Annotated in this window: 28 protein-coding genes and 1 pseudogene; 22 read left to right on the top strand and 7 right to left on the bottom strand. The window is 35.2% G+C overall.

Features of this window, described 5'->3' with window-relative positions; genetic code table 11:
• Positions 1–272: 272 nt before the first annotated feature.
• The 3 genes from BAQ46_RS20825 (at position 273) to BAQ46_RS20815 (ending at position 3,413) form a co-directional block, all read left to right on the top strand.
• Positions 273–758 (top strand): hypothetical protein, encoded by a 486-nt coding sequence (locus BAQ46_RS20825; RefSeq protein WP_000068312.1) that lies wholly within the window; start codon positions 273–275, stop codon positions 756–758.
• Positions 759–878: 120 nt separating this feature from the next.
• Positions 879–1,787: a chemotaxis protein gene (locus BAQ46_RS20820; protein WP_048566837.1), complete on the top strand. Its 909-nt coding sequence runs from the start codon at positions 879–881 to the stop codon at positions 1,785–1,787.
• 678 nt (positions 1,788–2,465) lie between these two features.
• Entirely contained in the window at positions 2,466–3,413 is a 948-nt protein-coding gene (locus tag BAQ46_RS20815) for a DNA-binding domain-containing protein (protein WP_071742665.1), read from the top strand.
• 96 nt (positions 3,414–3,509) lie between these two features.
• On the opposite strand, the gene BAQ46_RS20810 is transcribed toward BAQ46_RS20815, so the two are convergent.
• Together BAQ46_RS20810 and BAQ46_RS20805 are read right to left on the bottom strand one after the other, a co-directional pair.
• On the bottom strand, positions 3,510–4,310 hold the full coding sequence (locus BAQ46_RS20810) for a flagellin N-terminal helical domain-containing protein (RefSeq protein ID WP_071742663.1): 801 nt from the start codon (positions 4,308–4,310) through the stop codon (positions 3,510–3,512).
• Between the two features lie 239 nt (positions 4,311–4,549).
• On the bottom strand, positions 4,550–5,707 hold the full coding sequence (locus tag BAQ46_RS20805) for a flagellin N-terminal helical domain-containing protein (RefSeq protein ID WP_071742661.1): 1,158 nt from the start codon (positions 5,705–5,707) through the stop codon (positions 4,550–4,552).
• 257 nt (positions 5,708–5,964) lie between these two features.
• On the opposite strand from BAQ46_RS20805, the pseudogene BAQ46_RS20800 reads away from it, so the two are divergent.
• The 19 genes and pseudogenes from BAQ46_RS20800 to BAQ46_RS20710 all read left to right on the top strand — a co-directional run.
• Positions 5,965–6,729 (top strand): annotated as a pseudogene (locus tag BAQ46_RS20800) (lytic transglycosylase domain-containing protein); the annotation flags it as partial.
• An 83-nt stretch (positions 6,730–6,812) separates the two neighbouring features.
• A complete protein-coding gene (locus BAQ46_RS20795; protein WP_000775712.1) occupies positions 6,813–7,037 on the top strand; it encodes a flagellar motor switch protein FliN in 225 nt (74 codons plus the stop codon).
• Between the two features lie 14 nt (positions 7,038–7,051).
• Positions 7,052–8,038: a flagellar motor switch protein FliM gene (fliM, locus tag BAQ46_RS20790; RefSeq protein WP_048551736.1), complete on the top strand. Its 987-nt coding sequence runs from the start codon at positions 7,052–7,054 to the stop codon at positions 8,036–8,038.
• Positions 8,039–8,048: 10 nt separating this feature from the next.
• The gene (locus tag BAQ46_RS20785; RefSeq protein WP_000680011.1) at positions 8,049–8,408 is read left to right on the top strand and encodes a flagellar motor switch protein FliN; all 360 of its coding nucleotides are present in this window, start codon (positions 8,049–8,051) and stop codon (positions 8,406–8,408) included.
• Between the two features lie 12 nt (positions 8,409–8,420).
• Positions 8,421–8,741 (top strand): hypothetical protein, encoded by a 321-nt coding sequence (locus BAQ46_RS20780; RefSeq protein WP_000121176.1) that lies wholly within the window; start codon positions 8,421–8,423, stop codon positions 8,739–8,741.
• The gene (locus BAQ46_RS20775) at positions 8,738–9,496 is read left to right on the top strand and encodes a flagellar type III secretion system pore protein FliP (RefSeq protein WP_071742657.1); all 759 of its coding nucleotides are present in this window, start codon (positions 8,738–8,740) and stop codon (positions 9,494–9,496) included. The genes BAQ46_RS20780 and BAQ46_RS20775 overlap by 4 nt, the downstream gene beginning before the upstream one ends.
• Before the next feature lie 33 nt (positions 9,497–9,529).
• Positions 9,530–9,805 (top strand): flagellar biosynthetic protein FliQ, encoded by a 276-nt coding sequence (locus BAQ46_RS20770; RefSeq protein ID WP_001098085.1) that lies wholly within the window; start codon positions 9,530–9,532, stop codon positions 9,803–9,805.
• Positions 9,806–9,820: 15 nt separating this feature from the next.
• Positions 9,821–10,582 (top strand): flagellar biosynthetic protein FliR, encoded by a 762-nt coding sequence (locus BAQ46_RS20765; protein ID WP_001055694.1) that lies wholly within the window; start codon positions 9,821–9,823, stop codon positions 10,580–10,582.
• A 10-nt stretch (positions 10,583–10,592) separates the two neighbouring features.
• Positions 10,593–11,639, top strand: a complete 1,047-nt coding sequence (flhB, locus tag BAQ46_RS20760) for a flagellar type III secretion system protein FlhB (protein WP_001030104.1) — start codon at positions 10,593–10,595, stop codon at positions 11,637–11,639.
• A 23-nt stretch (positions 11,640–11,662) separates the two neighbouring features.
• On the top strand, positions 11,663–13,729 hold the full coding sequence (flhA, locus tag BAQ46_RS20755) for a flagellar biosynthesis protein FlhA (protein ID WP_071742655.1): 2,067 nt from the start codon (positions 11,663–11,665) through the stop codon (positions 13,727–13,729).
• A 14-nt stretch (positions 13,730–13,743) separates the two neighbouring features.
• A complete protein-coding gene (gene flhF / locus BAQ46_RS20750; RefSeq protein ID WP_000446210.1) occupies positions 13,744–15,054 on the top strand; it encodes a flagellar biosynthesis GTPase FlhF in 1,311 nt (436 codons plus the stop codon).
• A gap of 42 nt (positions 15,055–15,096) precedes the next feature.
• Positions 15,097–15,870, top strand: a complete 774-nt coding sequence (locus BAQ46_RS20745; protein ID WP_001013955.1) for a flagellar basal-body rod protein FlgG — start codon at positions 15,097–15,099, stop codon at positions 15,868–15,870.
• A 117-nt stretch (positions 15,871–15,987) separates the two neighbouring features.
• Positions 15,988–16,698 carry an alanyl-tRNA editing protein gene (locus BAQ46_RS20740; protein ID WP_000205384.1) on the top strand — a complete coding sequence of 237 codons (711 nt, stop codon included), beginning with the start codon at positions 15,988–15,990 and terminating at the stop codon, positions 16,696–16,698.
• Between the two features lie 17 nt (positions 16,699–16,715).
• Positions 16,716–17,552, top strand: a complete 837-nt coding sequence (locus BAQ46_RS20735; protein ID WP_071742654.1) for a TrmB family transcriptional regulator — start codon at positions 16,716–16,718, stop codon at positions 17,550–17,552.
• On the top strand, positions 17,545–18,270 hold the full coding sequence (locus tag BAQ46_RS20730; protein ID WP_016717083.1) for an AzlC family ABC transporter permease: 726 nt from the start codon (positions 17,545–17,547) through the stop codon (positions 18,268–18,270). The genes BAQ46_RS20735 and BAQ46_RS20730 overlap by 8 nt, the downstream gene beginning before the upstream one ends.
• Positions 18,261–18,572 carry an AzlD domain-containing protein gene (locus tag BAQ46_RS20725; RefSeq protein WP_000425940.1) on the top strand — a complete coding sequence of 104 codons (312 nt, stop codon included), beginning with the start codon at positions 18,261–18,263 and terminating at the stop codon, positions 18,570–18,572. The genes BAQ46_RS20730 and BAQ46_RS20725 overlap by 10 nt, the downstream gene beginning before the upstream one ends.
• Positions 18,573–18,634: 62 nt before the next feature.
• Positions 18,635–18,805: a DUF3951 domain-containing protein gene (locus BAQ46_RS20720; protein WP_000602230.1), complete on the top strand. Its 171-nt coding sequence runs from the start codon at positions 18,635–18,637 to the stop codon at positions 18,803–18,805.
• Between the two features lie 86 nt (positions 18,806–18,891).
• Positions 18,892–19,476, top strand: coding sequence for a TetR/AcrR family transcriptional regulator (locus BAQ46_RS20715; protein ID WP_071742652.1), 585 nt, complete (start codon positions 18,892–18,894; stop codon positions 19,474–19,476).
• Positions 19,469–19,867: a DUF5367 family protein gene (locus BAQ46_RS20710; protein WP_048551753.1), complete on the top strand. Its 399-nt coding sequence runs from the start codon at positions 19,469–19,471 to the stop codon at positions 19,865–19,867. Before BAQ46_RS20715 ends, BAQ46_RS20710 begins: the two co-directional genes overlap by 8 nt.
• A gap of 27 nt (positions 19,868–19,894) precedes the next feature.
• On the opposite strand, the gene BAQ46_RS20705 is transcribed toward BAQ46_RS20710, so the two are convergent.
• The 5 genes from BAQ46_RS20705 to BAQ46_RS20685 all read right to left on the bottom strand — a co-directional run bounded on the left by BAQ46_RS20705 (position 19,895) and on the right by BAQ46_RS20685 (position 22,842).
• A complete protein-coding gene (locus tag BAQ46_RS20705) occupies positions 19,895–20,254 on the bottom strand; it encodes a hypothetical protein (protein WP_071742648.1) in 360 nt (119 codons plus the stop codon).
• The gene (locus BAQ46_RS20700) at positions 20,255–20,860 is read right to left on the bottom strand and encodes a dienelactone hydrolase family protein (RefSeq protein ID WP_071742646.1); all 606 of its coding nucleotides are present in this window, start codon (positions 20,858–20,860) and stop codon (positions 20,255–20,257) included.
• Between the two features lie 2 nt (positions 20,861–20,862).
• The gene (locus BAQ46_RS20695; RefSeq protein WP_071742644.1) at positions 20,863–21,198 is read right to left on the bottom strand and encodes an antibiotic biosynthesis monooxygenase family protein; all 336 of its coding nucleotides are present in this window, start codon (positions 21,196–21,198) and stop codon (positions 20,863–20,865) included.
• Positions 21,199–21,384: 186 nt separating this feature from the next.
• Entirely contained in the window at positions 21,385–21,564 is a 180-nt protein-coding gene (locus BAQ46_RS20690) for an H-type small acid-soluble spore protein (RefSeq protein WP_001025740.1), read from the bottom strand.
• Between the two features lie 66 nt (positions 21,565–21,630).
• Entirely contained in the window at positions 21,631–22,842 is a 1,212-nt protein-coding gene (locus tag BAQ46_RS20685; RefSeq protein WP_071742642.1) for a helix-turn-helix domain-containing protein, read from the bottom strand.
• Positions 22,843–22,853 lie beyond the last annotated feature (11 nt).

The raw sequence follows: 22,853 nt of genomic DNA, 5'->3' as shown, positions 1-22,853 counted from the left end.
GAAGAGAGGACCCAGCATTGTTTTGGAGCGGTTAGTGCCTAATAGGACCTCGACTGGTGTGTAAGGACAGAGGTATGGAGAGTTACTAGGGTAGTATAAGAAGAGGTAAGCGAAGTTTGGTGTGGATAAACAGTCATGATCCAGACGAGCTGCTAGTTGTAAGAATAGAGCTATGGAGGCGTTGGTTGGGGTGAGATAATCATTTCATAGTTGACCAGTGCCTTTTGGATAGTTTGTGACGATAGATTTTTATAAAAGGAGAGGTGAGGAGGATGGCGCAAAATAAGTATCGCGTTACATTCATTTCGCCAAGTGAGGTTGAGCAGCGGACTGTTATGGCGGCGAGTAGTTTGCCGGATTTAATTCGTAAAGTAGAGAGTATTATTGCAGATCCGAACGGTTATTTTGTAAATGATAAAAAAAATAATTGCTATTTTAAAGTGATTAAAGATAATGTTACGTTTATTCAATATGAGTTACTATTTTCGGATAAGGAAATTCATATTGAAAAATTAAAACATATAGCACCAGCTATATTGAAACAATTATTTAAAAAAATAAATGATCCAGAATTATATGCACTTGCGCTACTTGATGTTGATATAGCGACGAAAGAATATGTGCTAGAAGAAATGGATTCGGAGCTAAGAATAAGAGTAGAAACGGAGCTTTCGAAAAAGTGGGAAGCAATGCCGACAGAAATTGTAGGAGCACAAGAAGTGTTATTAGAGGCACTTGCTTCGTTTATACAAGATTAAGCGTCTTTTAAAATAAATCGTTCGACTACCTATATTTTTTATATAGGTAGTTGACTTTTTCTCTTTTATAAAGCTTAATAATTAGATATACGGAATTAATGAAAGGGGAGCGACACCTTTATGTCACAAGCACAAAGTATTTTATTAGAAAGCGGAACAAATGAATTAGAGATTGTTACATATACTGTTGGTGAAAACCTATTTAGTATTAACGTAATGAAAGTACGTGAAATCATTAATCCATTCCCTGTTACAACTGTGCCAGAATCTCATCATGCAGTTGAAGGTGTTGTTCAAGTACGTGGTGAAATTTTACCTGTTATTAACTTAGCGACAGCTCTTAATTTAAAATCGACAAAGCCACTTGATCAAACGAAATTTATTATCTCTGAATTAAACCAAATGAAAGTTATTTTCCGCGTGGATGAAGTGCATCGTATTCAACGTATTTCTTGGGAACAAATTGATGAACCAGCTTCATTATCTATGGGGCTAGAAGAAACGACATCTGGTATTGTAAAGCTAGATGGGCAAATTATTTTGCTATTAGATTATGAAAAAATTGTATGTGAAATTAGTGGTACTGGTTATGACAATAAATCACTTGCAGGGTTAGAACAGAAAACAGATCGAGCTGAAAAAGTGATTTATATTGCAGAAGATTCAGCGATGCTTCGCCAAATATTAGAAGAAACATTATCATCAGCTGGATATACGAAAATGAATTTCTTCAGCAATGGTGCAGAAGCGTTAGCACAAATTGAAAAATTAGCGAAAGAGCAAGGGGAAAAAATGTTTGAACATATTCACTTGCTAATTACTGATATTGAAATGCCGAAAATGGATGGACATCATTTAACGAAAGTAGTTAAGGATAGTGAAATAATGAATCGTTTACCGGTCATTATTTTCTCTTCCTTAATTACAAATGAATTATTCCATAAAGGCGAAGCTGTAGGAGCAAATGCTCAAGTAAGTAAGCCAGATATTCAAGAGTTAATTGGTTTAGTAGATAAGTTAGTGCTGTAAAAGAGATTTAAAAGCTTTTTTTAGCTGGAATAGAAACTCTAGCCATGCTTGGTGGCGGTCAGTGCCTAATAGAGCCCCATGCCATGTTAAGACCAGAGATATGTAGCGGTTTTTTAGGTAAGTGGAAGAAGTGGGACATTGAGAGTGGGGATGGCGGTTAGTGCTTAATAGAGCCACACGCGATGTGAGGTTTCAATTGAAGATTTATAGATTTCTACTTATAACTCTATTCTTTTAGTGGAGAAAAGGGAACTAACCGTGTGTAATATTGGTTAGTTCCTTTTTAGTGTTCTATACTCTGTATAGGTGGAAAGATGGAGCGTTTTTGGAGTATTTGTGATTGTATGTATGAAAAATCTTTATTTGAAGATTTTTTGTTTAAAAATATAAAAATGTATCTTTGGATTATTTTAGTAATTTTTCGTGATAACGCAAATTTTTTCGGTGAAATTACATTCTAAATACCATATAATATAATTAAAAGTGATTAATATGTAATTATGCATATTAATGAAAAATCTTTTTCTATTTCTATACTTTCTATACATTTTTGTATGTTTATTATTTGACAGATAATTTTGAAATGTTATAATATGGATATGTAAAAATTGCTATTTTCTGAGAAGACATGGGAGTCAGATGAGAATTGTGAAAGGATGAGGGGGAGTGACACAGATTATGTATCACCACACAGCAATCAATGTATTAAGTCTTTTACAAAACATGTCAAATAATAAAATGAACGATATGCAACTAGAAGCGGAATTAAAAAAAATAGAAAAACAATTCCAAGTAAAATATGAAGAACTAGTTGATTTATATAATAGAATGGTATTATTTCAAATAGATATAGAAAAACATGGCGGGATGCGAGCGTATGAAAAATCAGCGATTACATGGCTGAAGTCTGAGCTAGAGTTACTGTATGAAGTGTATCAATTTTCCCAACGTCACGGTTTAAACATTATTAATATTTCAAAATACGTTAGTAAAAAAGAACTAAATCTTTTTCCGAAAACAGAAAGTCAATTGCAAAATACGTATTACAAATTAAAAAAATGTGAAATACCGTTTGAAAATATTGAAAAACAAAAACCAGGACGAAAGCGAAAATATACGCCTGTAAAAAAAACAATTGTTGAGATGAAAAAGGAAAACAAGCAAGAGTTAAGAGAAGAAGTTCAAAATACAGAGAGTGAAAAAAGCCTTGTAACAGTTATATCTGGTATTGTTGATAATTTTGAAACGATTAGCCAGTGTAGTGAAAGAAAAGAGCATGAACTACATCAGTTTATGGAAGGAATCTATAAGCTTTCTAGCATGGCTGCAGAGCGTTCAAAAGATGAAAAGAACGCACGTGGTCTCGAAGGCGAATTGCATGTATTACGGGCTGAAAATGAAAAGCTAAAGCGAGAAAAGGAAGAACTTGTTCATGATATAAAAGAAATGACGCATCATTTAATTCATTTCATTACGAGTTCTGATATCGATCAAATTCGCACATTGCCTTTCTTCGTAAAAGAATGTAAACAAGATTTGCATAAATTAGGGTTATATAACGCACAAGACGGTAAAATGAAAATTATGGTTGATCGTAGTGGGCAGGTTATGACTGTAACGCAGTAATAAAATTTGGGTACAAAATAAAAGGGAGATACATAGTTTATATGTATTTCCCTTTTGTTTTGTATGGAATCGTTTCAAAGAAGGAAGATGATTTTTTTAAGATTGTAGTAACTTGGAAACCATTTGCGGAATTTGATTTGCTTGTGAAATCATACTAAGTGCAACTTCAGTTAACAATTTAAACTTTAAAAAATCGCTCATTTCCTGCGCCATATCCGCATCTTCAATTCGAGATGCAGCATCTGTTAGGGCCATACTTTGGCTATTTAAATTTTCAATATTAAACTGTAAACGATTTATCATAGCCCCAAGATCAGCACGATGAAGTGATACATTTTGTAAAGCCTCTTCAATTTTACGAATCGCCGTTCTTGCTTCTTGTTCTGTTGAAATGTTGATGTCATGTTGTGTAGGGGAAGGGGGAATGTGTTTCGTTATATTTACTGTATGACCAATATCATCTAACGTAACAGGACGTTTTTGGCCGTCGAACACGGATAAATCATTAAACTCAGTCGTCTCGCCAATATAGCCAATTTGTTCTGTTAAAGACTGAAACTCCTTATTTAGTGAATCACGGTTTTTATTTGAATTTGTACCATTAGCAGATTGAACAGCTAAATCACGCATACGCTGTAAAATATTCGTCACAGTTTGAAGAGAAGCTTCCACTGTCCGAAGCATCGATATCGCATCTTCATTATTACGAATCGCCACACGCATACCACTCGCTCGTGCATGCATACGAGTCACAATTGCAACATTAGCTGGATTATCAGACGCATGGTTTAACTTCTTACCAGTCGCCAAATGCTCCATCGCAACATTCATACGTTTTTCATTCTCATATAGCGATTGCCTAGCATTTATACTTAAAACATTTGTACCAATACGCATAATAGACACCCCTTATAGATTGATATAGTCAGTATCTTTTAATCTAATAAACAGTTATGGAAGGATAGAGGGGCTTATGCTTATTTACTGTTTGTGTTTGAACATAAGAGGGGATCAAGATAAGCACTAACCGCTTCTATGCACAGCAGATGCTCTCTTCCATCAAAAAAAGGAATTTTTTATAAAAATAAACCTCTCCGCAAGCAGAGAGGTTTATTCATGAAACTAACTCAAATGGCTTATTGTAATAATTTAGAAACCATTTGTGGAGTTTGGTTTGCTTGAGAAAGCATGCTGATACCAGCTTCGTTCAAGATTTTGAACTTAGTCATTTCAGACATTTCTTTCGCCATGTCAGCGTCTTCGATTTGAGAAGCAGCTGAAGCCATAGAAGAAGATTGGCTCTTCAGGTTGTTTACGTTAAAGTCAAGACGGTTTAATGTAGCACCTAAAGTTGCACGGTTAGATGCAATGCTTTCTAATGCAGCATCAATTGACGCAATTGCAGTAGAAGCATCTGATGTTTCTTTTGTATAAGTGCTATCTTTTTTAAATGCAGCTGTATCCGTTGTAAGTGCAGCACCAATTGCTTTTGCATTAACAAGCGTTTGACCACCAGGAGCATCAAAGTTTTCTAAAGCTTTTTCGATACCTTCGACTTCCTTAGAACCTAAGAATCCTTTTACTTTTTCAAATCCTGCTTTAAAGCTTGCTACGTTAGCGATAGCATCAGTTAAGTCTTTAGGAGCAACAGAATTTGTATCAATAGCAGCTAATTTACCAGCAGCAGCTTTTGTATCAGTATGTGCAGTACCAAGCGCAGTAATATCTGCATCTGTCATTTTAAGAGTTTCTGTAGAAGTGCCTTCAATATCTAATTTATTAAGTTTTAGTGCCTCTGTAGAAACGTTAGCTAATTGAATATTCATCTGTTTGTTTGTATCAGCGTTATCCAATGTTTGAATTGCGATAGTTCTATTTGAACCATCTAATAATTTTTTATCGTTGAATTCAGTATTTGTTGAGATATAATCAATTTGTTCTTTTAATGCATTGAATTCTTTATTTAAGGCTGCTTGGTTTTTATCTGTATTCGTACCATTTGCAGATTGGTTTGCAAGGTCACGCATACGAAGTAAGATGTTAGATACTGAGTTCATTGCTGAGTCAGCTGTACGGATTAATGACATACCGTCTTGTGTGTTGTTAGCAGCTACTCCTAAACCGTTTTCACGTGCACGCATACGAGTTGCGATTGCAAGACCTGCTGCATCGTCAGAAGCGTTGTTGATACGTTTACCGCTTGATAAACGGTCCATAGCGTTACTCATTTTAGCTTGGTTTTGGCGCATGTACTCTTGTGTACGCATGCTATTAATGTTTGTATTAATTCTCATGATTAAGAACCCCCATTTTTTTATATTGACTTTTCTGCAAATTGAAAAACGGTAATATGCGAAAAAATCAATTTCGAGATTTATTGTAATCCCTGTCATAGCGGGTGTCAACTAAAAATTCGAATTAATAAATATAAAAAAATAACAGTTTAACAATATATTCATTTTTTTATTACAATATTATTAAAAGGATTATTGCAAACTTTAAAAAAAAACTCTAATATTAGATTATCTTTGTTTACCGAAAAGGTGATATTATGATAGTTGGAAATATAGTAAAAGAAGTGCTTGCATATAAGAAAGGACAAATTCAGCAAAAGCTAAGTAGTCCACAGGCATTCGTTAGTAGTCGTTTTCAAGAGAAGTTGCAGAGTGAACCTGCGAAGGAGACGAAGGGTACTACGCAGCCGGCAAAGGTAGAGGATATGAGTCAGCCGGTACAATCTACAAAAATAGAAACGGTCGTAAATAAACCGGAACAATCTATTCATAAAGTAGAGGAAGCGAGTAAGCCGGAAGAAAAGGCTGAAACGAAGAACGTAGATGAAGTGCAAGTCGCACAAAAAGAGTTTGAACGACGTTTCCCAGAAACGAAAAATGAGGCTGCTGATACGTGGGGATTAACGAAGAAGTATAATATTCAAAAAATACGTTCTTCCAATGAAGGGAAGTATGAGGATATTATAGATCGTGTAAGTCATACATACGGAATTCCGAAAACGTTAATTCAAAAAATGATTGAAGTAGAATCTGATTTTAATCCGAAAACGGTGTCACATGCAGGTGCGAAGGGTCTTATGCAGCTTATGCCAGCGAATGTGAAAGAGATGGGTATAAAAAATCCATTTTCACCAGCTGAAAGTATTGAGGGCGGCGTGAAAGAGTTAAGCGGTTATTTAAAGAAAAATAACGGCGATCTCGTACTAGCGCTTGCATCTTATAATGCAGGTCCTGGTAATGTGAGAAAGTACGGAGGCGTACCACCATTTAAAGAAACGCAAGGATATATTAAAAAAATATTAAATATCGACGTTTCAAAATAAGAAGTTTCATATATAGAGAGAACATGAAATTTTCGTGAACATGATATGGGAGTTGGCTAGATTTGAAATTACAAGATGATATTCCGTTAACAATTTATTTTGAAATCGGAAATACGAAAAAGAAAATTGAAGATTTGCTTCATATTACGAAAGGTACATTGTATCGTCTTGAAAATTCAACGAAAAATACGGTACGTCTTATGCTTGAGAATGAAGAGATTGGAACCGGAAAGATTTTGACGAAAAACGGGAAGATGTACGTTGAAATCGTTGAATTGAAAAGGTAGGGAAGGGGATTGTCATGAGTGGCGAAAAATTAAGCCAAGAGCAAATTGATGCCCTGCTGAAGGCGGTTAATGAAGGCGAGGAAATGCCAGCTTTCGCACAAGAAGCAGGAAAGCAAGAGAAATTTCAAGAGTATGATTTTAATAGACCGGAGAAGTTCGGTGTTGAGCATTTACGTAGCTTGCAAGCAATTGCTTCTACATTTGGTAAACAGACGTCACAGACGTTGTCAGCGCGTATGCGTATTCCGATTGAGCTAGAGCCTTCAACGGTTGAGCAAGTTCCGTTTACGAGTGAGTATGTGGAGAAAATGCCGAAAGATTACTATTTATATTGCGTTATTGATCTTGGCCTTCCAGAGCTTGGGGAAATTGTTATTGAGATTGATTTAGCATTCGTTATTTATATTCATGAATGTTGGCTTGGCGGAGATAGTAAGCGTAACTTTACGATGCGCAGACCACTTACCGCATTTGAGTTTTTAACACTTGATAATATATTTACGCTTCTTTGTAAAAATTTAGAGCAATCATTTGAAAGCGTTGTTGCGATTGAACCGAAATTTGTAACGACAGAGACAGATCCGAATGCATTAAAGATTACGACAGCAAGTGATATTATTTCATTACTAAACGTAAATATGAAAACGGATTTTTGGAATACGACAGTGCGTATCGGAATTCCGTTCTTATCTGTTGAAGAAATTATGGATAAGTTAACATCTGAAAATATTGTCGAACATTCTTCAGATAAACGTAAGAAGTATACGTCTGAAGTGGAAGTGAAAGTAAATCAAGTGTACAAACCTGTTCACGTTGCGATTGGTGAGCAGAAGATGACGATGGGTGAGATTGAACAAATTGAAGAAGGCGATATTATTCCGCTCCGTACGAAAGTTTCAGATGAATTACTTGGTTATGTAGATGGAAAACATAAATTTAATTGTTTTATTGGTAAAGATGGAACGCGTAAGGCGCTCTTATTTAAAAGTTTTGTAGAGTAGGAGGATCCATATGAAGCATGAAGTATCTCCTGTGTCATTAATGGGATTAGAAGATTTTGCAGGAAAGCGAAATGAAGCAAGTAAAGCACATATTGATACTGTTTCAGATATTTCGATTGAACTTGGTGTAAAGCTTGGAAAGGCATCTATTACGCTCGGTGATGTGAAAGAGTTAAAAGTTGGCGATGTTCTGGAAGTAGAGAAAAACTTAGGACATAAAGTAGATGTGTATTTAAGTAATATGAAAGTTGGCATCGGGGAAGCGATCGTAATGGACGAGAAGTTCGGTATTATCATTTCTGAAATTGAAGCTGACAAGAAGCAAGCTGCGCTTATGAAAGCGCAAAGTCAAATGCAAGATAAAGAGTAGAGGAGGAGTCATATGTCGTATATGACGACCTTATTTCAAGTCGTTTTACTGTTTGGTGCGCTCGGCTACGGTGCCTATTATATGACGAAAAAGACGCGCAAACAGCAGTTTTTTAAACAAGGTGAAAATGGCCACATTCAAGTGAAAGACGGTGTGTATTTAAATCATCAAACGAGCGCCTTTTTATTTGAAGTAGACGGTAAACAAGTGTTCACTGTTATTAGTAATAACGGTGTTCAATCTGTGCAATTAACAGGAACAGGAAATCAGTTTCAACAAGCGCTAGAAGACGCGGTGAAGAGTGAAACGAAAAAAGTAGAGGATCCATCATGAGAATAAAGAAACAGTTATCGTTATTAGCCGTTATTTTCGTATTTTCTATCGTTTTTTCAATTATTTTTGTAAATCCAGCGTATGCAACCCAAAACGGTTTTATTAATTTCGAAAATGGAAAAGAGTTTACGAGTAACTCAAGTGTACAGTTATTTGCGCTCGTTACCCTTTTATCATTATCTTCATCTATCGTTCTATTATTTACACATTTTACTTATTTTATGATCGTTCTTGGGATTACACGTCAAGGACTCGGGGTAATGAATTTACCGCCGAACCAAGTGCTCGTTGGACTTGCCTTATTTTTATCACTCTTTACTATGCAGCCTGTTCTTGGGCAGCTAAAGAGCGATGTGTGGGATCCGATGACAAAAGAGAAAATAACAGTAAGTCAAGCTGCGGAAACGACAGCGCCGATTATGAAAGAGTATATGTCAAAGCATACGTATAAGCATGATTTAAAAATGATGCTGAAAGTGCGCGGAGAAGAGTTGCCGAAAGATTTAAAGGATCTATCCTTATTTACGCTCGTACCATCCTTTACGTTAACGCAAATTCAAAAGGGATTGTTAACAGGGATGTTCATTTATTTAGCGTTTGTATTTATAGATTTGATTATTAGTACACTGTTAATGTACCTCGGGATGATGATGGTACCGCCGATGATTTTAAGTTTACCGTTTAAAATACTCGTTTTCGTATATTTAGGTGGATATACAAAAATCGTCGACATTATGTTTAAAACGGTCGCCTGAAGCGTTTGATGCTATGTGATAGGAGTCATATAAATGAATACGTCACCAATTATAGATATTTTTCAAACCTTTTTTTATAAAGGGGTTATGATTTTAATGCCGGTTGCCGGTGTTAGTATGATTGTCGTTATTATCATCGCTGTCATTATGGCGATGATGCAAATTCAAGAACAAACGCTGACGTTTTTACCGAAAATGGCGAGTATTGTACTCGTTATTATCATTTTAGGTCCGTGGATGTTTCAAGAGTTAACGACGCTTATTTTAGATTTATTTGATAAAATTCCATCGCTATTGCGTTCGTACTAAGATAGGGGAACTGAAATGAATATGGAATTATGGGCGGCGACGTTTTTTGCGTTTTGCCGCATTACTTCATTTTTATATTTTTTACCGTTTTTCTCTGGACGTTCCATTCCAGCAATGGCGAAGGTTACATTTGGACTTGCTCTTTCGATTACTGTTGCCGATCAAGTTGATGTCTCTCACATAAAGACAACTTGGGACGTTGCAGCTTATGCTGGTACGCAAATTGTAATTGGATTATCACTTTCAAAAATTGTAGAAATGCTGTGGAACATTCCGAAAATGGCCGGGCATATTTTAGACTTTGATATCGGTTTATCACAAGCAAGTTTGTTTGATGTAAACGCAGGTTCACAGTCTACTTTACTATCAACCATTTTTGATATATTTTTTCTCATTATTTTTATTTCACTTGGCGGCATTAATTATTTCGTTGCCACGATTTTAAAGTCGTTTCAATATACAGAGGCGATTTCAAAATTGCTGACGACTAGTTTTTTAGATAGTCTACTCGCAACGTTATTATTTGCGATTACATCAGCGGTTGAAATTGCTCTTCCGCTCATGGGAAGCTTATTCATCATTAACTTTGTTTTAATTTTAATCGCAAAAAACGCTCCGCAATTAAACGTTTTTATGAATGCGTATGTTATTAAAATTACATGTGGTATTTTGTTTATTGCGATGAGTGTACCGATGCTCGGTTATGTGTTTAAAAATATGACGGATGTATTGCTTGAGGAATATACGAAACTATTTAACTTTTTCTTAACGAAGTAGGGGGACGCTCATGGCAAAGGATAATAAAACAGAAAAGGCCACCCCGCAGAAGCGTAAGAAATCGCGTGAAGAAGGGAATATTGCCCGGAGTAAAGATTTAAATAATTTATTTTCCATACTTGTGTTAGCAGTTGTCGTTTACTTTTTTGGAGATTGGCTAGGGTTTGAGATTGCCAATTCTGTATCGGTGCTGTTTGATCAAATTGGAAAAAATACAGATTCAACCGAGTATTTTTATATGATGGGGATTTTACTACTAAAAGTATCAGCTCCGATATTAATACTCGTATACGCTTTTCATTTATTCAATTATATGATTCAAGTCGGTTTCTTATTTTCTTCTAAAGTCATTAAGCCGAAAGCTTCGCGTATTAACCCGAAAAACTATTTTACGAGGTTGTTTAGTCGTAAAAGTTTAGTAGATATTTTGAAATCACTGTTTTATATGGGATTAATCGGTTACGTCGCTTATGTGCTATTTAAAAAGAATTTAGAGAAAATCGTGAGTATGATTGGATTTAATTGGACTGCGTCACTTACTGAAATTATAAGGCAAATTAAATTTATCTTTTTAGCTATTTTAATTATATTAATCGTTCTTTCTATTATTGATTTCATATATCAAAAATGGGAGTACGAACAAGATATTAAGATGAAAAAAGAAGAAGTAAAACAAGAGCATAAAGATAATGAAGGGGACCCGCAAGTAAAGGGAAAACGAAAAAACTTTATGCATGCCATATTGCAAGGAACAATTGCGAAGAAGATGGATGGCGCAACGTTTATTGTAAACAACCCGACCCATATTTCGGTCGTACTCAGGTACAATAAACACGTTGATGCAGCACCTATTGTCGTTGCAAAAGGGGAAGATGAACTCGCATTATATATACGAACACTTGCCCGTGAACAAGAAATACCAATGGTGGAAAACCGTCCGCTTGCTCGTTCTTTATATTATCAAGTCGAGGAAGATGAGACGATTCCAGAAGATTTATACGTAGCTGTAATTGAAGTTATGCGCTATTTAATTCAAACGAACGAACTTGAAGTATAATAGCGCGTTTGGAGGAGATCTCTTTGTTTAAGATAGATTCTGCAAGAACCTATTTTTCTATCTTTTTAGCAGCGTCATTCGTAGTGGCGCTCTTAATTCCACTTCCACCATTTATACTTGATATCATTATCGTTTTTCTACTAAGTATGTCAGTGCTTATTTATATGCGAGCGACAAGTATTAACGAGTGGGATGAATTAAAGTCATTTCCGACGATGTTGTTATTAATCGGGATTTTCCGCGTATCGATTAACGTATCGACGACGCGAGCGATTTTGACAAACGGAAATGCGGGTCATGTTATTGAAGAGTTCGGTCAATTCGTAATTGGCGGGAACTTATTAATTGGTATCGTTATTTTTACAGTACTAATCATATTCCAGTTTATCGTTGCAAACGGTGCATCTCGTACAGCTGAAGTAGCAGCACGTTTTACACTTGATTCTTTACCAGGGAAACAAATGTCGATCGATGCAGATTTAAACCAGCGTATTATTACAGAAAAAGATGCACAAGCAAAACGAAAAAAATTAAATATGGAAACAGAGTTTTACGGGGCGATGGATGGTGCCGGGAAGTTCATTAAAGGGGACGTTATTTTCGGGATTGTCATTTTATTCGTAAACATCATTTTCGGTTTAATTGTCGGAATGATGCAGCAAGGAATGAGCTTTGGTGAAGCTGCTCTTCATTACACACAGTTAACTGTCGGCGACGGAATTGTAAACCAGATTGGATCGCTCATGCTTGCGATTTCAACAGGTATTATTGTAACGCGTGTATTTGACGGTTCACCGGATACAGTAACGGAAGGTATCTTTAAAGAGTTATTAGCGCATGAAGTCGTTGTATATGCGCTTGGCGGTTTATTTATCGCAATGGGTATTTTTACTCCGCTACCATTTCTACCGTTCGCACTCGTTGGTGGAACAATTATCTTCTTAGGAATTCGAAATAAAAACCGAATGAAGAAAGAAAAAGAAGACGAGCTTCAAAAAGAATTAGAAATGATTCAAGGCGAAGATGAGCAATTGCAACAAGTGGAAGATTCATTTGGCGTATTTACAGATAAATATCCAATTATTGTAGAACTAGGTTTAGATTTAGCAGCACTTGTAAAGCAGAAAATTAACGGGGAAACAGCTCGTGATAAAGTTGTTCTTATGAGGAAATCGATTATTACCGACCTTGGTATTAACGTTCCTGGAATTAACTTTAAAGATAATACGAGTTTTAGACCACGTGGACGTTACATTATTCGTATTAAAGGTGCGAAGGCAGCTGAAGGTGTTTTAAAATCAGGGTACTTATTAGCACTGAAAACACCGAATGTAATGGCCGATTTAGATGCAGAACCAGCGAAAGATCCAATTTTTGGCGAGGATGGATATTGGATTTTAGAGCATATGGTACAAGATGCACAAATGAAAGGCTATCAAGTATTAGAGCCACTTAGCATATTAATTACGCATTTAGATGTTGTCGTTAGACGTAATCTTCATGAGTTAATTCAGCGTCAACATGTAAAAGACTTAATTAACTCGCTTGAAAATGATAACGGCGTTTTATTAGAAGAGATTAAGAAGAAAGAAATTGACTTATCACTTGTTCAAAATGTTATTAAGCAATTGCTAAAAGAAGGTATTTCTATTCGTGATTTACCAACCATTATTGAAGGTATTATTGACGGAAAAGAAATTTATCAAAATCATGTTGACGGTGTAACATCATTCGTCCGTGAATGTATTTCAAAAGTTATTTGTGAAAATGCGAAAAATCTTGACGGTAAAATATATGCGGCGCTCTTCTCAGATACAATTGAGTTAGACGCAGACGTTGTGAACAATTCTTATCAAGGTTATTTATTAAACTGGGATTTAGATCTAGAAACGCGAGTCGTTGAGCAAGTACAACGCGTATTTAAACAAGCGAGGTTAATGGGAAGAGAACCAGTATTATTAACGCGTAGAAAAGATTTCAGATTTGCGATTGTAAGACTTCTTGAGCGCTACCAAGTAGAAGCGCAAGTACTTTGTATTAGCGAATTAGCACCAGAAATTGTTGTAGATCAAATTGCCTATATTGAATAGTAGGGGGTGAAGTAATGGAAAGTACAGAAAAGAAAGAAGCGTTAATGCGAATAAAAGCAGCTTCGAAAAATGAATTGTATCGAAAGTTATTTGACCAATATGGTACAGATTATTATTACGTTGTCGATGAAAGTGTAAAACGAAATATCCCGTTTTTTTGGAAAAAGAATTATGAAATGTTAGTTGCTTTTCCTGAAGAAAAACAGGAAGAAGTGAACGAAGGTACAGCTCAATTTCATGAACAATTAATGGATGTTGTGAATGATCCTTCAGAACAAATCATGAAGGCGAACGGAATTCAATCGGTACTGCATAATTTAGAAAACGTGACGACTCCTATGTCATACGCGGCGATGCAAACAGGAAATAGTGAAGAATGGGCAAGAAAGAAAGAGAAACTATTAAAGCTGTTTGAAAAAGGAATCGTCGTTGTGAAACAGACGGAAGAAACGAAAGTAACGAAAAAGCAAAAAGCTGTGAAAAAAGTCGTTCCTGTCAAGAAAGAAGAAGTAGTTGTAAAAAAAGAAAAGCAAGAATCTGTACCATTTATTATTCAAAAAGTAATTCGCATGCTAGAGCAAAACGATGTAGAACAATACTTCATTCATGCATATGCTGAAAAGCTAAAAGTGAAGTTTGAGAATGCAACGATGATTACAGAAGAAGAAGTGATCGAATATATATTGGAAGATATGAGATCTCATTTCAACACAGAAAACGTATTTGAAAAAGAAGTACAAACAATTGCATTAATCGGTCCAACTGGTGTTGGAAAAACGACGACACTTGCGAAAATGGCGTGGCAGTTTCACGGTAAGAAAAAAACGGTTGGTTTCATTACGACCGACCATTCTCGCATTGGGACAGTTCAGCAACTGCAAGATTACGTAAAGACAATTGGATTTGAAGTAATCGCTGTACGTGATGAAGCTGCAATGACAAGAGCGCTTACGTATTTTAAAGAAGAAGCGCGCGTCGATTATATTTTAATTGATACAGCTGGAAAAAATTATCGTGCGTCAGAAACAGTGGAAGAAATGATTGAAACGATGGGACAAGTAGAGCCAGATTATATTTGTTTAACGTTATCAGCTTCGATGAAAAGTAAAGATATGATTGAAATCATTACGAACTTTAAAGATATTCATATTGATGGTATCGTATTTACGAAATTTGATGAAACAGCGAGTAGTGGTGAATTATTAAAAATTCCAGCAGTATCATCAGCTCCAATTGTATTAATGACAGACGGACAAGACGTGAAGCAACATATTCATATCGCTACAGCTGAACATTTAGCGAAACAAATGTTGCAAACATCATAGAAAAGAGGTGAAGGATAAGGCAACTGCCTTATTCAAACGAGTATGAACGGTCTTTATATAGGTTCTATGGGTATGATGAATTACATGCAGCGCATTAATGTTCATTCGAATAACGTTGCAAATGCTCAAACGACAGGATTTAAAGCAGAAAATATGACTTCTAAAGTATTTGATGTACAAGATACATACCGCCGCGGAGATGGGGCTGTAACAAATATCGGTTCGGTCGATTACGCTGTAGTACCAGCCGCAACGCATGTGAACTTAGTACAAGGAAATATACAAATGACAAATAGTGATACAGATTTCCTTTTAGATGACGGAACTGCTGGCACAGCTTCGTTTTTCGTTACATCTAAAAATAATGAAACGTTTTTAACGAGAGACGGTAGTTTTACATTAAATAGTGATCGTTATTTACAAACAACTTCAGGCGCTTTCGTAATGGGAGAGAATAATGAACGTATTCGTATTCCAGAAGGAGCAAAAGTAGCTGTACAAGCAGACGGTACGTTATATGATGCAGTAACACAAAACAATATTGCTCGCTTGCAAACAAAAACAGTAGGTGCAGAAGCGAATAATCGTCTAATCCAAAGAGAGAACAAAAGCTTTACTCTAGCAGAAGGGAACATTGCTGATTTACCGAACGGAGTAGGGACAGTAAAAAATTATATGCTAGAAAATTCAAATGTAGATATGACGAAAGAGATGGCTGATCTTATGACGGATCAAAGAATGATTTCAGCATCACAACGCGTTATGACTTCATTTGATAAAATTTATGAAAAAGAAGCGAATGAAATATTGAGATAGGAGACTCCTAATAAAGGAGTCTTTTATTAATTTTAAATTTCAGAATTATCAATTGACTTTACGGAGCTTCTTTTTTATATTAGTAGGTATAACTATAACTACTAAAGAGGTGAGAGTATGACAACGGCATTATATTTAGAAGATGCATACAAAACGAGTTGCGAAACAGAAGTGATAAAAGTAGAAGGGAATAAAGTATTTGTAAAAGAAACAGTTTTTTATCCAACTGGTGGAGGGCAGGAATGTGATACGGGTGTCATTGTACAAGACGGGTCTGTATTTGAAGTTGAAAAGGTAAAGAAGGAGCAGGGAGAAATAGTTCACTATATAAAAGATGGCGCTCAAGTAAAATTAGGTCCCGTTAAATTAGAGATTAATTGGGAAAGACGTCATAATTTAATGCGTCATCACTCTTTACTGCATCTTATCGGAGCTGTCGTTTATGAAAAATATGGAGCTCTATGCACTGGAAATCAAATTTATCCTGACAAAGCACGTATTGATTTTAATGAGTTACAAGAGTTATCGAGCGTGGAAGTAGAAGAAATTGTTAAGGAAGTGAATAAACTTATTGAACAAAATAAAGAAATTTCCACTCGTTATATGAGCCGCGAAGAAGCAGAAAATGCTGTAGGAATGATTAAAACAGCAATAAACCTCCTGCCAGCTACTATACAAGAAATCCGCATTGTTACAATTGAAAATTTAGACGAACAAGCTTGTGGAGGCACACATGTAAAAAACACAAGTGAAATAGGAACACTTGTTATTGATAAAGTAAAAAGTAAAGGGAAGCAAAATCGTCGTTTTGAAGTTAGAGCAATCTAGATTGCGAGGGGTTACCGATGGATGAAATTATAAAGGAATTACAAAAGTTAGGATTTTCCCAGTATGAATGTAAAGCGTATATTGGACTACTAAAACATTCCCCAGTAACAGGTTATGAAGTGAGTAAACAAACAGGAGTACCTCGTTCTATGATTTACGAGGTACTCGGTAAGTTAATGGATAAAGGAGCAGTACATATTGTACCTTCTGAACCAGTTAAATATGTACCAGTACCAGCTACTGAATTAATGAATCGAATGCGAAAAGACTTTGAAAAGTCCTTTGAATTTTTAGATGAGAAATTAAATGGTTTAGAACAAGAGCGACAAATAGATGTAATTTCGCATATTCGCTCAAATAATCGTGTTTTGAAGGAAATATGCAATATAATTAATAGAGCGAAGGAAGAGTTATGGATTTCTGTATGGGAAGATCAAGTGCATGAAATTGAACCATACATTCATCAAAAGGAAGAGGAAGGAGTACATATATTTTCAATCTTATTTGGCGCTCCAGAAACAAAAATAGGAGCGACGTTTCACCATAATTATATGACGCCTCACGTTGTTGAAAAGAGAATGGGTGGTCATTTAACTGTAATTGCGCGTGACGGAGAAGAAGTATTAATTGCGAACTTCTCAAATGATAGCACTTCATGGGCTGTTACAACGTATGACCCAGCTCTAGTTCTCGTTGCTACAGAGTATGTGCGGCACGATATTATGGTTGAAGAAATTACGAAGGAATTTGGAGCTGATAAGTTAGATACATTGTGGCGTGAAAATATAGATTTAGTTCATGTCGTAACAGGAAAACGAACTTTAGAAGGAATGGAGGATGATACGGATGAGTAAAGCTCAGGCACATGTAGCTTTGCAAAGCGATGATACATTTCAGCAAGGAGTAAAAGATTGTTTACCAACTGTATTTGGTTATTTAAGCATCGGTATAGCAGCCGGTGTAATTGCAAAAACAGCAGGCTTCTCCATTATTGAAATTGCGTTTATGTCCACTTTAATTTATGCAGGTTCTGCTCAGTTTATATTAGCTGGTATGTATGCAGCTGGTGCTCCTGCTTCCGCAATTATTTTTACCGTATTTTTTGTTAATTTGCGCCACCTTCTTATGAGTGCTGCGCTTGCGCCGTACTTTACGAAACTGCCTCTATTTAAAAACTTACTAATCGGTTCGCAAATTACAGATGAAACGTTCGGTGTTGCAGTGCAGCATGCAGCGCAAAAAGGATATTTAGGTGAAAGATGGATGATTGGTCTTAACGTAACAGCGTATTTAAATTGGATTCTTGCTACTATTATCGGCGGGCTATTTGGTGAGTGGATACCAGATCCGCATACATATGGCATGGATTATGCATTACCAGCAATGTTTATCGGGTTATTTGTACTTCAGCTCATAAGTAGTAAACCGAAACTGGCAATTCACCTTACTGTTGCAATTGTAGCGATTATAATTGCGTACGTTTCACACTTATTTATGCCAGATAGTATAGCGGTTATTATCGCAACATTACTAGCTGCGACGATTGGAGTGGTGATTGAAAAATGGAAATGAGACTAGACGTATTATTACTTTTATTAGCAGCGGGAGCTGTCACACTTGTGCCACGTATTTTACCTCTACTCGTATTTAGCAAACTACAAATTCCAGACTGGGGTTTAAAATGGTTAAATTACATACCAATCGCGATATTAGCAGCACTTTTAGCGCAAGTTTTATTTATGCATGACACGATGCAGTGGGATTACTTGATTGCAGCAATTCCAACATTTCTTGTAGCGATATATACTCGTAGTTTATTAGGTACAGTATTAACTGGTGTGATTGTGATTATTTTGTTACGTTTCTTTTTCTAAAAAGGATTACGCTCATATAATAGCGAAAAGTGTAATAACATGAAAAATATAGGGGTGGTGTTATGATACTTTTAACGATAGGAGCAATTTTGTTAACGTTGTTTATTTTCTTTATTATCGGCTTTATTACGTTTATGATGTTTGTTGATAAGGCGACACCTCAAATATATTATACACCTTGTGAATCAGTGACAGTGAAAGCTAAAGGTAAACATAAAAGGAAGAAAAGTTGAATGCTGGCTTTTCTTCCTTTTATTTTATCTGATTTTTCTGTATAATTTAAGTTAGTTATCCAACTAACTTAAAAGGGGGCATAGAAATGGCAAAACCGAATGTTGTTAATAAAGAGAAGTTACTAAAAGCAGCAAAAGAAATTATTGCAGAGCATGGGATGGAAAAGTTGACATTAAAAGCAGTTGCAGAGAGTGCTCAAGTTACTCAAGGTACCGTATATTATCATTTTAAAACGAAAGATCAATTATTACTTGAAGTAACTGAATCGTTTTGTAAAGCGTCGTGGGAACAAATAGGAAAGGATGTACAGTTAGAAAAGGCTTTGCAGTCTGCCGAAAGTAGATGTGTGAAAGATTCAATGTATCATCATTTGTTTTTTCAATTAGTAGCTAGTGGATTACAAAATGATGCGATGAAAAATAAAATTGGTGGATTGTTACATTATGAAAACCAACAATTAACAAGAGTGTTAAATAAAAAAATAGGAGATACAACGACATCTCAAATTTCAACTGAAACGTGGAGCATTTTATGTAATGCATTAATTGATGGATTGGCATTGCAAGCCTTATTCAATCCATCTTTTTCTAGCGACAAAGTATATGGTGAGTTGCACCTGTTATTGGAAAAGTTCATAGAGCTACAAAAGGGAGGTAATGGTAGTGAATAATAAACTTTGGCTCACTATTTTATTTTCTATCGGCGTTTGGTTTTTTGCCTCAGCGTTCTTCATTATTTTCGGTTCTTCTGTTTTATTAGAATACACTTCAAATAGATTTTTTTTACAATTGACGTTTCTTGAGTTAGGAACAGCGATAGCTTTATACTTTGTAATGTGGTTATACAAAAGACTAGATACTACAAAATATGCAGTTATTAAGTTAGGTATATGTGGTACAGCAATCGGTTTAACTTTAGATTCTTATATCTTGTATAATTCTTCTAACATATTCTCACAATTATCCTCACAGCAAATCATGTCATTTACAATTTGGATGGTGATTGCTTACGCTCTTTATTTAATAATTCCTTTCGTTATGGAACGAAAAAAACTGTTATAAAGAGGATTTTTATCCTCTTTATAACAGTCACATCCCCGAAAGAACTAACAACAATAACCCAAATAAAAAACTAATAAAGGAAAGAAAACCGATACATATGGAGAACACACGGTTGTTTCTCCATTCGCGCCAGAAAGTGATAAAACCTAATATACAAAGGAAAAACCAAATAGGAAGAAATAGGAACTCGCTAATTTTCTCGGGAAGTAACGCATAAAAAGTTGATAAATATAAAATCCAATTTGTAAAAAATAAAATGCAAATGATAATAGATTGTAAGTAGGGACGTTTGGAAAACTCCCCCTTTTTTACGGTTACAAAAATGATAGTTAGCGCTAAGAAAAAGGCAATGAGCATGAAAATCAGTAAGAGTAATGTAAGTGTCATTTACATCTCCTTTATAAGAGTGTTTTTTACAAGAAATGACTCTATTAAATTATATGCTTGATTTGTAGAGTGCCCGTTATATTTTTCAGTGTACGGATTTAGAAAACCATGTTCACCGTGTAGTTGGTGTGTTTCTAATAAAGGATTTTTTTGTTGCTGCAATGTTTGAATGAAAGAGGATACTGAAAAACTAGCTTCTTTTTCAGGGAATATAAGTAAGGTAGCACATGTTGGTTTCATATGAATATAGTCACGTATACGGGAACCGTAGCATCCGATAATAAAATCTATGTTCGGATTGTTACTACATAGCCATGAGATGGTAGCACCAACACTAAAGCCGATAAGTCCAATATGTGTGTAACGACTAGAAAGATGAGTAATGAATGTTTCAATTTGCTTTTTTCCATCTTCAAATCCAATATGATTCATAAAAAAATGATATGCTTTTTCTTCATCACTATAAGGAAATGCATGTTGTGATTGTAGCAGATTAGGACAGAATACATCTATATGAGATGAAGTGAAGTGGTCGGTAACATGATGCATATGATCGTTCACACCATATATTTCATGAACAGCAATGAGAGCTAATTTTTTCTTCATATCTACAAAGTACCTCTATGAAACTTAAATTCTTTCTCAACAAGGCAGATACGTAGGTGGAAGTTTTCGTACCATTGCTCACGACCTCTTTTTTTCGCTTCTTTATGTAAGACGTTCTGTTTCCAATTTTCAATTGCTTCAAGTGATTCCCAATAAGAAATTGTGATTCCAAGCCCTGAATGATCTCGCGCACTTTCTACATCTAGAAATCCAGGTTGCTGCTTTGCGAGTTCCTCCATTTTATCGGCAACTGTACTATAATTTGCTGTATCATTAGATAAATTGGAAGTGAATATAACTGCATAATAAGAATTGTTTTTTTCTACATTAGATGCCATTATTTTTCCCCCTTAATGTATAGTGTGAATAATTAATCCATAGTTTGTATTTTAGCAGGTCACAAAAAGAAAAGAAGTAGAAAATTCTTATTTTTTCAGCTTCTGTAAAATAGAAGATAGAGGAAATGTATAATAAGTAATCTAAAAAAAGAAAAATGCCACTTCAAAAAAATGAAGTGGCATTTCTTATATTTCCTCTAAGCTATTAACTGGAACTGTTAATTCGCGTCCTGGGTTTTTTACTTCATATATGCGGGCGGTTTCATTGCTCTCGTCGACGTGTTGAATCATAACAGGCATGCCTTGAAAACTAACATTCGCTTGCTCTGCTGACACAGAAAGCTCTTTTGCACGTTGAATATTCATTTATATTCCTCCCATCATTATTATCTTTGCTAAAAAAGAGGAATAATATACCATTTCGAGACATTCTTAAAGTTTTTGTATTATTTGTAATGTTTCTTTAATAAATGAAGAGAAGATCGAATCAGGATAGCTATCTATTGTTTGAACGGCTTCTTTTGCCTCTTTTAAGGCAGATTTTTTATCTTGAAGTTCTATATAGCAAAGGGCACGATAAGATCCAGCTGTTAATAACCACGATTGATCAAGTGGATGACTCATATAATCTGGTATGGTAGCGTGTTTTAATGCTTCCAAAGCTTCCTTATAACGTTTTAAACCATACAAAGATTTTCCTTTTTCAAGATAATACAGTCCGTCGTCTTGGAAAATTGGATCATTTTTTAGTTTTTCTCGAAATTGTTCTAGATGTTCTAATGCGATTGTATATTCATTCGTAACAGTGTTGTAGTAATAAGCTTTTAATATATCTATATTTGCAGCGGATAAAGTATCTTCTGTAAAAATGGCAAATTGCTCCGATTTTTTTATGTAATATAAATATTGTTCTTTATCAGTTGTGATGATTTTTTGATAAGATAAAATGCGATAAAATTCATCTGTTTTATAATACACTTGATGTTTTTTTGAAAATGCAAGTGCATCTAAAATGACTTTTTCACATTTTTCATAATTGCCGTATGCGAGTAAAATAATTGCTTCTTTTAAATATAATTGTATATGTGTAATAAGATCCATTTCTAAATTCTTCGTTTTATATTCGTCGCGAATTGTGGCGATCATCTGTAAACATTCTTTATATTTTTTCTGCTTGAAGAGCATATAGTAAAACAGTAGTTTCGTTTCAGTACTTTCGCGATACAAAGTATATTTTTCAAATATAGAAACAGCGGTTTCAACGTAATATTCAATATTATAATCGTTCATAACAGCTGCTCCAGTTATGAACTGTTTATATAAACGTGCTGTATTTAAAGTTGGAGGTAAATCTGTTTGAACGATAGGTAGTAAAGTTTTGTATACTTCATCGCCATTTGCCTTTATTAGTGGCTCCATTTTTTGAATGAGTTCTACAATTTTTCCTTCATCTTCTTCTAATAAAAAGCTCGGTTCACATTCAAGTTTTTCTGCAATATATTGTAATGTTTTCATCGAAGGTGTAGCTTTTCCATTTTCAATTTGACTAAGCATGCTTTTTGTCAGTTCCGAACCTGCTAGCTCTGTTTGTGTAAGTTTTTTTTCTTTTCGTAATGCTTTAATTTTTTCGCCGAGAGTTGCCATATTGTAGCTCC

This window comes from Bacillus paranthracis (assembly GCF_001883995.1).
In the GTDB taxonomy this organism is placed as follows: domain Bacteria; phylum Bacillota; class Bacilli; order Bacillales; family Bacillaceae_G; genus Bacillus_A; species Bacillus_A paranthracis.
Note: the sequence above shows the minus strand (reverse complement) of the source record. Positions and strands in the feature narration are given on the sequence as shown.